Origin of the sequence: Streptomyces paromomycinus (assembly GCF_003865155.1) — a bacterium.
Taxonomy (GTDB): domain Bacteria; phylum Actinomycetota; class Actinomycetes; order Streptomycetales; family Streptomycetaceae; genus Streptomyces; species Streptomyces chrestomyceticus.
The window spans coordinates 8,082,561-8,096,235 of sequence record NZ_BHZD01000001.1; the positions used below are offsets into that span (position 1 = coordinate 8,082,561).

The 13,675-nt window shown below is 68.1% G+C and carries 13 protein-coding genes; 7 read left to right on the forward strand and 6 right to left on the reverse strand.

Features of this window, described 5'->3' with window-relative positions; genetic code table 11:
• Positions 1-58 precede the first annotated feature (58 nt).
• The 7 genes from OEIGOIKO_RS34960 (at position 59) to metK (ending at position 6,515) form a co-directional block, all read left to right on the forward strand.
• Positions 59-1,171 (forward strand): quinone-dependent dihydroorotate dehydrogenase, encoded by a 1,113-nt coding sequence (locus OEIGOIKO_RS34960; protein ID WP_125057392.1) that lies wholly within the window; start codon positions 59-61, stop codon positions 1,169-1,171.
• A complete protein-coding gene (gene pyrF, locus OEIGOIKO_RS34965) occupies positions 1,168-2,046 on the forward strand; it encodes an orotidine-5'-phosphate decarboxylase (RefSeq protein ID WP_125057393.1) in 879 nt (292 codons plus the stop codon). Before OEIGOIKO_RS34960 ends, pyrF begins: the two co-directional genes overlap by 4 nt.
• 192 nt (positions 2,047-2,238) lie before the next feature.
• Positions 2,239-2,562, forward strand: a complete 324-nt coding sequence (locus OEIGOIKO_RS34970) for an integration host factor (protein ID WP_030999380.1) — start codon at positions 2,239-2,241, stop codon at positions 2,560-2,562.
• A gap of 38 nt (positions 2,563-2,600) precedes the next feature.
• Complete coding sequence (gmk, locus tag OEIGOIKO_RS34975; RefSeq protein WP_125057394.1) at positions 2,601-3,194, forward strand: guanylate kinase; 594 nt, start codon at positions 2,601-2,603, stop codon at positions 3,192-3,194.
• Between the two features lie 38 nt (positions 3,195-3,232).
• A complete protein-coding gene (rpoZ, locus tag OEIGOIKO_RS34980; protein WP_003982715.1) occupies positions 3,233-3,505 on the forward strand; it encodes a DNA-directed RNA polymerase subunit omega in 273 nt (90 codons plus the stop codon).
• A 163-nt stretch (positions 3,506-3,668) separates the two neighbouring features.
• Positions 3,669-5,075: a bifunctional phosphopantothenoylcysteine decarboxylase/phosphopantothenate--cysteine ligase CoaBC gene (gene coaBC / locus OEIGOIKO_RS34985; protein ID WP_246177725.1), complete on the forward strand. Its 1,407-nt coding sequence runs from the start codon at positions 3,669-3,671 to the stop codon at positions 5,073-5,075.
• A 231-nt stretch (positions 5,076-5,306) separates the two neighbouring features.
• On the forward strand, positions 5,307-6,515 hold the full coding sequence (metK, locus tag OEIGOIKO_RS34990) for a methionine adenosyltransferase (RefSeq protein WP_030999375.1): 1,209 nt from the start codon (positions 5,307-5,309) through the stop codon (positions 6,513-6,515).
• Positions 6,516-6,674: 159 nt separating this feature from the next.
• Here the strand turns inward: metK and OEIGOIKO_RS34995 are convergent, their stop codons facing one another.
• The 6 genes from OEIGOIKO_RS34995 to OEIGOIKO_RS35020 form a co-directional block, all read right to left on the reverse strand.
• Complete coding sequence (locus OEIGOIKO_RS34995) at positions 6,675-7,193, reverse strand: Pycsar system effector family protein (protein WP_125057395.1); 519 nt, start codon at positions 7,191-7,193, stop codon at positions 6,675-6,677.
• A gap of 97 nt (positions 7,194-7,290) precedes the next feature.
• A complete protein-coding gene (locus OEIGOIKO_RS35000) occupies positions 7,291-8,613 on the reverse strand; it encodes a DUF4407 domain-containing protein (protein WP_246177727.1) in 1,323 nt (440 codons plus the stop codon).
• Positions 8,606-9,553: a hypothetical protein gene (locus OEIGOIKO_RS35005; protein ID WP_246177729.1), complete on the reverse strand. Its 948-nt coding sequence runs from the start codon at positions 9,551-9,553 to the stop codon at positions 8,606-8,608. The genes OEIGOIKO_RS35000 and OEIGOIKO_RS35005 overlap by 8 nt, the downstream gene beginning before the upstream one ends.
• A 151-nt stretch (positions 9,554-9,704) precedes the next feature.
• Positions 9,705-11,864, reverse strand: a complete 2,160-nt coding sequence (locus OEIGOIKO_RS35010) for a hypothetical protein (protein WP_125057398.1) — start codon at positions 11,862-11,864, stop codon at positions 9,705-9,707.
• Positions 11,857-12,681, reverse strand: a complete 825-nt coding sequence (locus OEIGOIKO_RS35015; protein ID WP_125057399.1) for a hypothetical protein — start codon at positions 12,679-12,681, stop codon at positions 11,857-11,859. The genes OEIGOIKO_RS35010 and OEIGOIKO_RS35015 overlap by 8 nt, the downstream gene beginning before the upstream one ends.
• A 90-nt stretch (positions 12,682-12,771) precedes the next feature.
• A complete protein-coding gene (locus tag OEIGOIKO_RS35020) occupies positions 12,772-13,539 on the reverse strand; it encodes a Crp/Fnr family transcriptional regulator (RefSeq protein WP_246177731.1) in 768 nt (255 codons plus the stop codon).
• Positions 13,540-13,675: the final 136 nt, after the last annotated feature.

Below are 13,675 nucleotides of genomic sequence, written 5' to 3' on the forward strand. Positions count from 1 at the left end.
CCGCTCATGAGCGCTGTCCCCTCCGACCTCCTCGACCCGCGGAAGGCCCCGCCCGCTCGTGTACTCCCTCCTCTTCAAACTGATCTTCCAGCGCATGGACCCCGAGAAGGCCCACCACCTGGCCTTCCGCTGGATCCGGCTGGCCGCGCGCATCCCGGTGCTGCGCACCTTCGCCGCGGCCGTCCTGGCCCCCCGCTACAAGGAGCTGCGCACCGAGGCCCTGGGCCGCCGGATGCACGGTCCCTTCGGGCTGGCCGCCGGCTTCGACAAGAACGCCGTCGCCATCGACGGCATGGCCATGCTCGGCTTCGACCACGTCGAGATCGGCACGGTCACTGCCGAGCCGCAGCCGGGCAACCCCAAGAAGCGCCTGTTCCGCCTCGTGCCGGACCGCGCGCTCATCAACCGCATGGGCTTCAACAACGACGGTTCGGCGGCCGTGGCGGCCCGTCTGGCGGCCCGCAACCCGGTCTTCCGTACGACGCTGGGCGTCAACATCGGCAAGACCAAGGTCGTCCCGGAGGACGCGGCGATCGCCGACTACGTGACCTCCACGGAGCGCCTCGCCGGCCACGCCGACTACCTGGTCGTCAACGTCTCCTCGCCGAACACCCCCGGCCTGCGCAGCCTCCAGGCCGTCGACCACCTGCGCCCGCTGCTCGCCGCGGTCCGCGAGGCGGCCGACCGCACCGTCCAGGGCCGCCGCGTCCCGCTGCTGGTCAAGATCGCTCCGGACCTGGCCGACGAGGACGTGGACGCGGTCGCCGACCTCGCCGTGGAACTGGGCCTGGACGGCATCATCGCCACCAACACCACCATCGCCCGCGACAGCCTCGGCCTGGCCTCCGACCCGGCCCTCGTCCAGGAGACCGGCGGACTGTCCGGCGCCCCGGTCAAGGCCCGCTCCCTGGAGGTGCTGCGCCGCCTGTACGCCCGTGTCGGCGACCGCGTCACCCTGGTCGGCGTCGGCGGCATCGAGAACGCCGAGGACGCCTGGCAGCGCATCCTCGCCGGTGCCACGCTCGTACAGGGCTACAGCGCCTTCATCTACGAGGGCCCGTTCTACGCCCGCGCGATCCACAAGGGCCTGGCCGCCCGCCTGCGCAACAGCCCGTACGCCACCCTCGCCGACGCGGTCGGCGCCGAGCACAAGAAGGTGACCTCCGAGTGAGCCCCGTACCCTTCGGCGCCCGCCTGCGGGCCGCCATGGACGCACGCGGCCCGCTGTGCGTCGGCATCGACCCGCACGCCTCGCTGCTGGCCGACTGGGGCCTGAGCGACGACGTGGCGGGCCTGGAAGCCTTCTCGCGGACCGTCGTCGAGGCGCTGGCCGACCGTGTCGCCGTCCTCAAGCCGCAGTCCGCCTTCTTCGAGCGGTTCGGCTCGCGCGGCATCGCCGTCCTGGAGGAGACCGTCGCGGCGGCCCGGGAGGCCGGTGCCCTCGTGCTGATGGACGCCAAGCGCGGCGACATCGGTTCCACCATGGCCGCGTACGCCGCCACCTACCTGGATCCGGCCTCCCCGCTGTTCTCGGACGCGGTCACGGTCAGCCCGTACCTGGGCTTCGGGTCGCTCGCCCCGGCCGTCGACCTGGCCCGGGAGAACGGCTGCGGCCTGTTCGCCCTCGCCCTGACCTCGAATCCCGAGGGCCAGGAGGTCCAGCACGCCGTACGGGCCGACGGCCGCACCGTCGCCGCGACCGTGCTGGGCCACCTGAAGGCGGCGAACGCCGACGCCGCCTCCCGGGGCGAGCTGGGCTCGTACGGAGCCGTCGTCGGTGCCACGCTCGGCGACCTGTCCTCGTACGACCTGGCGACCGGCGGGCCGCTGCTCGCGCCCGGCATCGGTGCGCAGGGCGCGACCCCCGCTGACCTTCCGCGGGTCTTCGGGGACGCGGTCCGCAACGTCGTGCCGAGCGTCAGCCGGGGGGTGCTGCGGCACGGTCCGGACGTCGCGGCGCTCCGCGCGGCCGCCCTCGGATGTGCCGACGAGGTGCGTACCGCGGTCGACGAGGTGCGTACACCGGTCGAACGGCAGGGACTTTAGTCCCGATATGTCCCGGTCAGCAGAGTCTGACCAGGACTTTTCGTCTGTTCTCGCTGACTCCGAGCGCCTTGGCCGCTAGTCTCCGACGAGAGCAGTGCACGTAAGCGCGTTGCTCGTTGCCCCGCAGATGCGGGGCGACTAGGTTCCACACCGGTCCTTATCCGACAGTTCGACATCCGAGGTGACGTAGGCGTGGCTCTTCCGCCCCTTACCCCTGAACAGCGCGCAGCCGCGCTCGAGAAGGCCGCCGCGGCTCGCCGGGAGCGCGCCGAGGTCAAGAATCGGCTCAAAAACTCCGGCGCTTCCCTCCATGACGTCATCAAGCAGGGCCAGGAGAACGACGTCATCGGCAAGATGAAGGTCTCCGCCCTCCTGGAGTCCATGCCCGGCGTGGGCAAGGTCCGCGCCAAGCAGATCATGGAGCGGCTCGGCATTTCCGAGAGCCGCCGGGTCCGCGGTCTGGGCACCAACCAGATCGCTGCCCTGGAGCGAGAGTTCGGCAGCAAGGCCGGCTGAGTTTTCTGGCACTGCCGGGGAACTGGAATAATCGCCGCATGGCTGCAACACCCCGGGGCTCATCCCCCGTATCCCCGGACTCCCGTCCGCGGCTGACCGTGCTCTCCGGCCCCTCCGGGGTCGGGAAGAGCACGGTCGTCGCCCATATGCGCAAGGTCCACCCCGAGGTCTGGCTCTCGGTGTCGGCCACCACCCGCAAGCCGCGCCCCGGGGAGCGGCACGGCGTCCAGTACTTCTTCGTGGACGACGAGGAATTCGACAAGCTCGTCGCCAACGGCGAACTGCTGGAGTGGGCCGAATTCGCGGGCAACCGCTACGGCACGCCGCGCAAGGCCGTCCAGGACCGCCTGGAGGCAGGCGAGCCCGTCCTGCTGGAGATCGACCTCCAGGGCGCGCGGCAGGTCCGCGAGTCCATGACGGAGGCCCAGCTGGTCTTCCTGGCCCCGCCGAGCTGGGAGGAGCTGGTCCGCCGGCTCACCGGCCGGGGTACGGAGGCGCCCGAGGTCATCGAGCGCCGCCTGGCGGCCGCCAAGGTCGAGCTCGCCGCCGAGACCGAGTTCGACGTCACCCTGGTCAACACCTCCGTCGAGGACGTCAGCCGCGAGCTGCTAGCCTTGATGAAGGTTCTTTGATCTTTACACCGATTCACACCCCCTTCGGAAGGCAGAGAGTGTCCTCTTCCATCACCGCGCCCGAGGGCATCATCAACCCGCCGATTGATGAGCTGCTCGAGGCCACCGACTCGAAGTACAGCCTCGTGATCTACGCCGCCAAGCGCGCGCGTCAGATCAACGCGTACTACTCGCAGCTCGGTGAGGGTCTGCTGGAGTACGTCGGCCCGCTGGTCGACACCCACGTGCACGAGAAGCCCCTGTCCATCGCGCTCCGTGAGATCAACGCGGGCCTGCTGACCTCCGAGGCCGTCGAGGGCCCGGCTCAGTGAGCAGTGCGGCGTCGAGCGGTACGGCGTCCTGAGGATTCCGCCCCGATGCCTTCTCCAAGGGCCCGGCAGCGCCGCTGCCGGGCCCTTGGTGTGTCATGGGACAGATGACCAACCGGGTCCGCACCCCGCGGGGACGGAACCCACGGCGTGGGGAGAGAACGCGATGGACAAGCCGACACAGCCGGAGCCGCAGCAGCCGGTCGCCGGGCCGGTGCACGGGAGCGGCGCGGCGCGGGGAACCGGCGAGGCGGCCGGGAGCGGCACGGGGAGCGGGAGCGGCGCGGCGGTCGGGAGCGGCCCGGGGGGCGGAAGTGGTGAGGCGGTCGGGAGCGGCGCGGCGGTCGGGAGTGGCCCGGAGCGCCGGCCCAAGGTCGTCCTCGGCGTCAGCGGCGGCATCGCCGCGTACAAGGCGTGCGAGCTGCTGCGCCGGCTCAGCGAGTCCGGGCACGACGTCCGGGTCGTGCCGACGGCGGCGTCCCTGCACTTCGTCGGCGAGGCCACCTGGGCCGCCCTCTCCGGCAACCCGGCCTCCACCGAGGTCTGGGAGTCGGTCCACGAGGTCCCGCACGTCCGCATCGGCCAGTCCGCCGACCTGGTCGTGGTGGCCCCCTGTACGGCCGACATGCTGGCCAAGGCCGCCCACGGCCTGGCGGACGACCTGCTCACCAACACCCTCCTCACCGCCCGCTGTCCGGTGATCTTCGCCCCGGCGATGCACACCGAGATGTGGGAGCACCCGGCCACCCAGGAGAACGTCGCCACGCTGCGTCGCCGCGGCGCGGTGGTCATCGAACCCGCCGTCGGCCGCCTGACCGGCGTGGACACCGGAAAGGGCCGCTTCCCCGACCCGGCCGAGATCTTCGAGACCTGCCGCCGCGTCCTGGCCCGCGGCCCGCAGGGGCTGGGGCGTGATCTCTCCGGTCGGCACGTCGTCATCAGCGCCGGCGGCACCCGCGAGCCCCTGGACCCCGTCCGCTTCCTGGGCAACCGTTCCTCCGGCAAGCAGGGGTACGCGCTCGCCCGCACCGCCGTGGCCCGCGGCGCCCGCGTCACCCTCGTCGCCGGCAACAGCGAGCTGCCCGACCCGGCCGGGGTCGACGTCGTGCACATCGGTACGGCCGTCCAGCTGCGCGAGGCCGTACTGAAGGCCGCAGCGGACGCCGACGCGGTGGTGATGGCGGCAGCCGTGGCGGACTTCCGTCCCGCCGCGTACGCCACCGGCAAGATCAAGAAGAAGGACGGCCAGGAGCCCGAGCCGGTGGCTCTGGTCCGCAATCCGGACATTCTCGCCGAGATCTCCGCAGACCGCCCTCGCCCCGGCCAGGTGATCGTCGGTTTCGCCGCCGAAACCGACGACGTCCTCGCCAACGGCCGCGCCAAACTCACCCGAAAGGGGTGCGACCTGCTGGTCGTCAACGAGGTCGGCGACCACAAGGCGTTCGGATCGGCCGCGAACGAGGCGGTGATCCTGGCCGCCGACGGCGCCGAGACCCCCGTACCGTACGGCCCGAAGGAAGCCCTCTCGGACCGGATCTGGGACCTCGTGGCCCCCCGCCTGACCGCCCCGTAGCCCTCTCCCACCCCGCCCACCACATGATCGGAAACCGCTCCCGGACCCTTTGCCGGAACGAGATCTTCCCCTCCCCGGCAAGGTGTCCCAGGTCACGGTAGGTCCAGAAATCGAGACTACGTGCCCGAACGCGGCTCATGACCGATAAACTGGCCCCGGATCGCGCCGAGCGCAGCTCTCGGCCTTTCCGCCAATGATCAGCCAGCAGCCGCTGCAACCCCAGGGAGCGATGTGTCCCGCCGCCTGTTCACCTCGGAGTCCGTCACCGAGGGTCACCCCGACAAGATCGCTGACCAGATCAGCGACACCATTCTCGACGCCCTCCTGAAGGAGGACCCGACCTCCCGGGTCGCCGTCGAGACGTTGATCACCACCGGCCTGGTCCACGTGGCCGGCGAGGTGACGACGAAGGCGTACGCCGACATCCCCAACCTCGTGCGCAACAAGGTTCTGGAGATCGGCTACGACTCGTCGAAGAAGGGCTTCGACGGCGCCTCCTGCGGCGTCTCCGTCTCGATCGGCGCACAGTCCCCCGACATCGCCCAGGGCGTCGACACCGCCTATGAGAAGCGCGTCGAGGGCGACGAGGACGAGCTGGACAAGCAGGGCGCGGGCGACCAGGGCCTGATGTTCGGCTACGCCTGCGACGAGACCCCGGAGCTGATGCCGCTCCCGATCAACCTCGCGCACCGCCTCTCCCGGCGCCTGTCCGAGGTCCGCAAGAACGGGACCATCCCGTACCTGCGCCCCGACGGCAAGACCCAGGTCACCATCGAGTACGACGGCCACAAGGCCGTCCGCCTCGACACGGTCGTCGTCTCCTCCCAGCACGCCTCGGACATCGACCTCGACTCGCTGCTCGCCCCCGACATCCGCGAGTTCGTCGTCGAGCACGTCCTCAACCAGCTCGTCGAGGACGGCATCAAGCTGGACACCGACGGCTACCGCCTGCTGGTCAACCCCACCGGCCGCTTCGAGATCGGCGGCCCGATGGGCGACGCCGGCCTGACCGGCCGCAAGATCATCATCGACACGTACGGCGGCATGTCCCGCCACGGCGGCGGCGCCTTCTCCGGCAAGGACCCGTCCAAGGTCGACCGCTCGGCCGCCTACGCCATGCGCTGGGTCGCCAAGAACGTCGTAGCGGCCGGGCTGGCCGCCCGCTGCGAGGTCCAGGTCGCCTACGCCATCGGCAAGGCCGAGCCGGTGGGCCTGTTCGTCGAGACCTTCGGCACCGCCACCGTCGACGTCGACAAGATCGAGAACGCCATCGCCGAGGTCTTCGACCTCCGCCCGGCCGCCATCATCCGCGACCTCGACCTCCTCCGCCCCATCTACGCCCAGACCGCCGCCTACGGCCACTTCGGCCGCGAACTGGACGAGTTCACCTGGGAGCGGACGGATCGGGTGGAGGCGCTGCGGGGGGCTGTGGGGCTGTAAGGCTCCGCTCAGCACTCAAAGACCCCGGCTCCGGCCTGCTTCGGCGGGCCGGAGCCGGGGCTCTTCCGGGAGGAGCGAACTTCGTTGGTCCGTGGTCGGTCCGGACGGGAAAACAGAGACCGGCAAAGATCTGACGGTTCCTGCCACGGGTCTGTGCGGTCAACGTAACGAGATTCCCAGCAGAATGCCGACCGTGGTCAGGAACAAGAACACACCGCCCCAGATCATCGCGCGGCGTATGCACCGGTACTTCACGGTGACCAGTACGGACAACACCGCGAATTGGCTGACGTCCCGCTCATGGACATCTGTCTGCTGCATCCTGGCTTTCAGTTGCCACACGGTCACCCCGGAAGCCACGTCACCGAAGTAGTGGGTACGGTCCCGGCGGCCGATTCCTGTGCGCGGGACGATAGCGAGCCCCAGGAGCAGGAACGACGGCGCGACGGCCGCGCAGCCGGCCCAGAAGAGCGATTGGGCGCTTGCCGAATAGGTCAATGGCCGCACGCCACCTGCGCCCACGGCGCTGACCAGGGCGGTCAGAGCCATGCCCAGGACGGTCAGGACAACGTTGGCCTTGTGGTCCGCTTTCAGCATTTCCTCGCGTGTTTCGGACAGCAGGGTGCGGGCAAGGCGTGTTTCGTTGTCCGCTTCCTCATGCCTGCCAGGTCCCACCACACCGGTTCCCTTCTGTGAACGTGCAGTCGGCAGGAGTGCCGAGCAAGATGTGTGCATCAGATGTCCGCGGGAGGAACCGTCGTGGTCCGGCGTGGAATCAGACCGAAGAGGAGCGTCGCATCTCGTCCTCCAACGCGTTCACTGCCTGGCTGACCCGGATGTGCATGGCCGCCACGTGCTCGCGACGGTCCGCGTCGATCTCGGCCTTGTGCCGTCTGACCCGGTCTTCGCATTCCTCACGCACTATTTCCGAGGCCGCCATGGCCTGCCGCTCAGCCGTCCGCACGGCTTCCTCGTGAATCGTCACCGCGCTCTGGCTCCGGGCCGACAGCAACCGGTCGTAGCTGTTCGCGCTGCCGAGCAGCTTGGCGAGAACCGGCAGGACATCGACGAGGATGAAGAGAAGCCGCACCACCCAGACGCCGGTCAGCAGCGTGGCATTCTTACCGGCAAGCGCTTCCAGCGCTTGCATCCTCTCCAGGATGCCGATGCCACGCTGCTTCGCGCGTTCCTGGGCGACGCGCCGGGTGATCTCCTTGTCACGGGCTTCGAGGAAGGCGTCTCGCGAGCCGGCCAGTCGGCTTCCACCGTCTTTGATCTGTTGGTACATCTCCGCCAACCGTCGTTCGTTGGCGACCGTGTCGTGTGTGGTCCGATAGTCCCTGGCCTTCTCACGCAACCTCAGGCACTCCGACGTGCGCTGCAGAAGCCCGGTGCGCATGTCACGGATCAGGCGCCTGCATTCGTCCCGGACCTGGGCATCGAGATACTCCAGGCGGTTGGTGTCCCGGTCGACCCGCTTCTGGAGCGCGGCTGCGTCCTTGCGCAGTGAGCCGATCTCCTCATACCCGCTTGCCGGTGACGCAGGGAAGGAGAGCAGATGGTCCGAACAGTCGGCGGTCGGGGTTCGGTTCGGTCGTGACGGGTCGGCGTTGCACCGCAAGAGATCGCTGCGCAAGCGGTCCACCACCGCGTTCCGCTGGTCCTGCACATGCTCTTCCACTGCGGTCTGGAAGATGCGCAGCACCAGCGGCTCGGCCACCACGGTGCCCAAAAAGAAGGCGATGACGAGACGCAGCAGGAGTGGAGCCGCACGCCGCTTGAGGCCGGGCTGCGGAGCGATCAGCCAGCGGTCCAGATTGAGCACGAACAGCATCCACAGCGCCGCGGGCAACAATGCCAGGAAGGTGCTTTCACCGACCGCCTCGTTGGCGAAGTTCCACATCGAGAATGCGGCGACAGCGGACGTGCCCAGAACGACACCCCCGAGCGCTGTGTACTTGCTGCGCTCGTGCCAGACCCAGGCGAGCAGCTCTTCGTCCACACCGGTCAAAGCCCTCAACCTGCGGGAAAGACGATCGTGCAGCCGGTGGGATTCCGTCCTGCCGAAACCGTCCGGCGGCTTGAAGAGGTCAGTCAAGAAGATCGTCCTCGTCTTTGATGAAGCCGTGACGGTCGCCGTAGGAGGCGTCACCCGCGGACCGCGATGTGGCGGCGGCATGCGGAAGGGCGCCTGTGGCTTGCGAGGTGTTCGGCGCCGCCGCCCTGTTACCGAAGTCCAGCAACTGCTGCAACAACTGGTGGTCGACGTAACCGGATTCTCGCGCGTGGTTCAGTACAGCCAGCAACAGTGCCTGACGCCTGTCCCGTTCAGCCGACTCGCGCTCGTGAGCCCGATGTTTGTCCTGTGAAGCAACCTGTCGGTCATATGCCTTGTCGTCGGCGAATGCCTGGTGAACACGTGCGGCGATGGCATGGATGCTGATGTCTTCCCTGGCCACACCGAACGCGTCCACGTAGTGACTGCCCTGGGAGAGGAGATCCGCGATGCGATGCACGTCGTCCGACTCGAACTCACGCTGGCCGCGGACCATTTCCCGCATCCGGCGTTCGTCCCGCACTTCCTGTTCCCAGGTGCGCAGGTCGTCAGGTGTCAGCACCTCGATGCCCACATATTCCACACTCATTCCGACGATGCGCGGTGGCACGATGGTGGTGTACGCGTTCATCCTGTGGGTCACCTGCTCGCGCACGGCATTGACTTCTTCGATGCGGTGCGCCGCGCTCACGCGTGACAGTTGGTCTTCCCCCGACAGATAGGCGCGCAGGGGGATCGCCGCGTCGATGACGCCTTGCCGGGCGACGGTGGCGGCATCGGTCACCTGGCAGGTGAAGGTCGCTCTGACGGTGAAGGCGTCGGCCTCGCTCACCGAGGGGATGACCCTCTCGGCCTCGACCAATCGGGCACGCATGTCGACCAGACTGACCGAGGTGGCGTCGACCGCCTCCGCGTTCGCCGGGTCGAACGCGATCCCTTCGGGGTAGGCGCTGTACCGTCCGCCTACCTGGAAGACATACACCGCTCCTGGCGGCAACTGGGGGACGTCCGTGCGCCGCCGTCGGGAGAAAAACCCTCGCTGGATCGGAGCCAGTGCTTGTTCCGTCACTACTGGGTAGGTCACTTCGTCGGCCTCCTGCGTAGGTTGCACATGTCCATGGCGTTCGTGGCGGTCATGCGCCGGAATTGAGCAGCAGGCGGGCCAGTTGCTGAATTCCGGGAGATGAATACCGGGGATGGTGCAGTGCCGCCGGCAGATCGTTGCGCAGGGCTGCCCGCTGCTGTTCGTTCATGCCGTCCCGCATGGTCTCGCCGAGCAGGCGGACCAAGGAGGACGCCGCCTCGTCTTCACGCAAGGCGACCAGCGTCCGGCACAATTCGGCGATAGCGCTCGACCGACAGGGGCTGTGCAACACGGTCAGCCACAGTGCGCCGAACTGGTCGGCGAGGCTGGGGTCCGTGCGCAGCAGAAATGCCGCAAGCGGTTCTTCGGAACTCAGCCGCCTGGCACCCAGGACCTGAACGATGATGCCCAGCGTGATGCCCCGGGCTTTACCGCTGGGCGTGTACCGCGCCTGTGTGCGGAGATACCGCAGGACGAGACGTGCCCGTTCCGGTTCGTGCTCGGCGGTGGCCAGGAGCAGCACCAGCGCCCGCCGGGCCGCGCTCGCGATCCGTTCACCGCGTGATGCGAGGACCCAGAGCCAGTGCAGGGAATCGAGACGGTAGATCGAACCGAGTTCACCGGCGAGCGCCATGGTGGCGGTGATGGCGCGTTCCTGCCCGCGGCCCTCCACCCAGCTCAACGCCAGGGTCAAAGCTTGCCCCGCGAGCTGTTCGTCAGCGCACATGAACTGCAGGACGGAGGCCGCGGTGACGCGCTGGCTGCTCACTCCGCCGGCCCACACCTCCAGCAGTTTCTCCTCCACCTCGGCGAGCGCGTACCGGGCGAGGAGGGCGACGCCGCGCGCCACCTCCTGCCGGACGGCCAGGCTGCCCTCGACGCTGAGCTGCTCCAGCCACTGGCGCAGCGGATACCACAATTCGTATCCGTACCGATCGTGCAGGTCGCCGATCACCAGGTCGCGGACGCGTGGAGACGTGAATTCGACGCGCCGCTCGCTGCGGCAGCGGTCTTCGCCGTCATCAGCCCGCTGCACCGCTTCGGCGATGCCTACGGCACGTTGTTTCCAGCGGACACGAGTCTGGTCGATCGATACTGCCGGTTGTTGTGGCGGTTCGTCCTCATCGAAGAGATCACCGGCCGACTTGCCCATGTTCCGGACGCAATGGTCCAGAGACACCGCAAGCTCTTCGAAGGTCCGTTCGGGAAGGCCGTTCGCGAAGGCAAGAGCTGCGACCGGTAGTAGGTCCTTGGCCTCGGGTTTGTTGTCGAACCACTGCTGGACACACTCTTTCGTGCTGTCCCGCAGAGTTTCGAGCGCAGCGTTCACGCCTCCACCGAGATTGTTCGCCACCGCAACGACATCGGCAGGCTTGCGGAGTTCCCTGACACGTGCCCGCAGTTCCGCCGTCACGGTTTCCGGCGTGTCAGGTGGGAGGCGGTTACCGGCGCAGTGGTCGAAAAGATCGAGTGGGTCTGGTGGACTCCAGGGAACGGAGAATTCTCTGAGCGCCAGACGTTGCTGTGCGGCTGGAGAGGAAGTGATCACCAGGAAGGACCGATGCCGTCGCAGCTCCGTCCGCAAGCGACGAATTTCGAAATCCTGCACGGCGTTCGTACCGGTTTCTCCGAGATAGTCGAGTATGACATACCCGGAACGAGGCTTCAGGCTTCCTGGGGAGGCCAGTTGTGCCAGTGAATTGGCAGGAGACAGGCTGCGGAGAGCGACGTCCTCGCCCAAGAGGTCGCGTAGTAGCGAGAAGGCTGCTGCGCGCCGCCCGTTTCCCTCTTCACCCACCAGAATCAGAAGGTTTTTCGACTGCAGTTTCCCGGCGGCGGCGTCATATCCGTCCGGATGCAGGAAGTCCCGCAGTAACAGGTCGATTTCGTCCGGCTCCACCAGGCCCGGGGCGAGACCGGGTGAGGAAGGAGAACCGAAGCCGAACGTCGCGTCTGTGGCGTTGACGTGACCGTAAAAGTAGTTGACGACGCGTTGCCCGAGAACCTGGTCGAGTTCCCGATAGCCTTGTTCGTCCTGATCCTGTTCGTGGCCGCCGTGTCGGAAAAGTTCCGGCCCGTCGGAGTTGCTGACCGGTTCAGGGCCGGGAGCGTTGTGTGCGGGGTGGTCATCGAATGGCCGCTCGCCTGCGTTGGCGTCGTGGCCGTTCGGCTCCGCGGCGAAGCGTGGAGGCTCTCCGAACTCAGCCATGGGAGTTGCTGATGCCGAAAACGCTGCCCGGGGCGTTCACCGGGTCGTGAAAGTTGTTCTGGCTGACCTGATGTCCGTGGACGGGAGGCGGCATTCGGTGGTCGTCCGCTCCGGTGCCGGCCGATGCGACCGGGCCTGCCTGCCAGTCCTTGTCCCGCTGCCGCGGGCCGTGGGAATCCGGCATGTCTCGGTCTCGGGGTGATGTGTCGTACGCGCCGAGGTCCAAGCGGTGCACGTCGTCCCCGGGGGCCCATAGCCAGGCCACTGTTCGCAGTTCCTTCTCGTGGATCGTCACGGGCCGGAAGGCGTCGGGGCGAAGAGTGGTGTGGCCGCCGACCACTGTGGCGTCGTACACGTCGTCGGACAGTGCCACCACGAGGTCGGCCTGGTCCGCGGCTTTCAGCGCCCGGTGCAGGACGTCGGAAGCCAGCAGCCGAGACGTGGTGACCACGGTCCGGCCGGCGAATCCGTTGTCCGCGACCTCCACCAGACCGTGGTGGACGGAGGCACGCAGTCGCAGCCAGGCCTCTTCGACGCGCAGCCGGTTGTGCTGATGAAGTTCGGAGGCGATGTGCCGCATGTAGTCGTCGATGACGCGTGGTTCACTCCCGTCCATGGGGAGGACAGCCAACTGCTCATCGCCCTTGGGCTGGAAGTGCCAGCGGGAGCGGTCCAGCCCGGCCCTGTGTGCCGCCTGTTCGAGTAGCCGCGGCAGCTCGTGCTGGATCTCCGATTGCCGCCGGTCGTTATTCCCCCCGTACGCCTGCACGTCCAAGGCGAGACAAGTGCTGTGGCGGTAGCCGGTCCGTACGGACACGTGACGGTTCCCCTCTTCCTCGGTGAAGCGCGACGCTTCGGCGAAGCGCTGACGGCGAGGTTAGGAGGGCGGCGAGCAGGAGATTCCGTATCAGTAGGGATTCTCGCTGCTCAATCTCGCGAATGCGCGCAGTCGCGAGATGTCGCTGATGATGATTTCGCGGTACCCGCGTTCCACCAGACCCCTCTTGGCAAGGTCAGCGAGTGCCTTTTCCGTGGTGGCCAGCCCGAGGGCGGCGAGTGAGGCGAGTTCCGCTTGGGTCAGCGTCACACCGAGCAGCCAGTGCCGAGGGGCCGACTGAGGTGCGTGCCCGTACGTCTGGGCCGTCTCGACGAGAACCCGGGCCAACCGGACCGAGGCGTGGTAGGCCCGGAAGTCCAGCCGACGCCTGTTCGCCCAGCGCAGGCGGGCGCTGAGCATCCCGAGGACAGCCACCATCGCATCAGGGTGCCGCGTCAGGTACGCGGTCAAAGCTTCCATCTGGATGACGCGAGCCGATACATCGCCGCAGGCGACCACCGAACCGGAACGGGGCCGGCCCTCAAAGGCGGCCATCTCTCCTACCAGGTCCCCGGCAACACGGACGGCCAGCAGCATCGCGTAACCGCCTTCCGAGTGCGACTCCACCTTGACGACACCCCGGGTGAGCAACAGCACGTGCCTGCCGCCGTCGCCTTGCCGCAGAAGAGTGCGGTGTGTCGGATAGTGCACGACGGTGCCCAGTTGCAGAAGGACCTCTCGGCAGCGCTCCGGCAGACGGCCGAGCAAAGTCGATTCCGGCCAGTGTCGCGCTGGAACGCTGCTGCCGTTCCGTGGTGACGTGTCCTCGCTGCGGTGCGCTGAGTTTCCCGGATGCACGGGTACATGGTGCCGCAGCGCAGTGGAGGGGGGAACGCAGGACGGTGGCCGGTCGGCAAGGGCCGGGCCTGTCCGGATGGATTGGTCGGCCGGCTCGCCGAGTGCCTGGTGCTGAGCCCAGGCCGAGGACCGGAGC

Bases quoted from the DNA above. Each gene is read 5' to 3' on its own strand.
- gmk (WP_125057394.1), top strand. From the start codon at position 2,601: ATGGCTGCAACACCCCGGGGCTCATCCCCCGTATCCCCGGACTCCCGT.
- coaBC (WP_246177725.1), top strand. From the start codon at position 3,669: ATGGACAAGCCGACACAGCCGGAGCCGCAGCAGCCGGTCGCCGGGCCG.
- OEIGOIKO_RS35010 (WP_125057398.1), bottom strand. From the start codon at position 11,864: ATGGCTGAGTTCGGAGAGCCTCCACGCTTCGCCGCGGAGCCGAACGGC.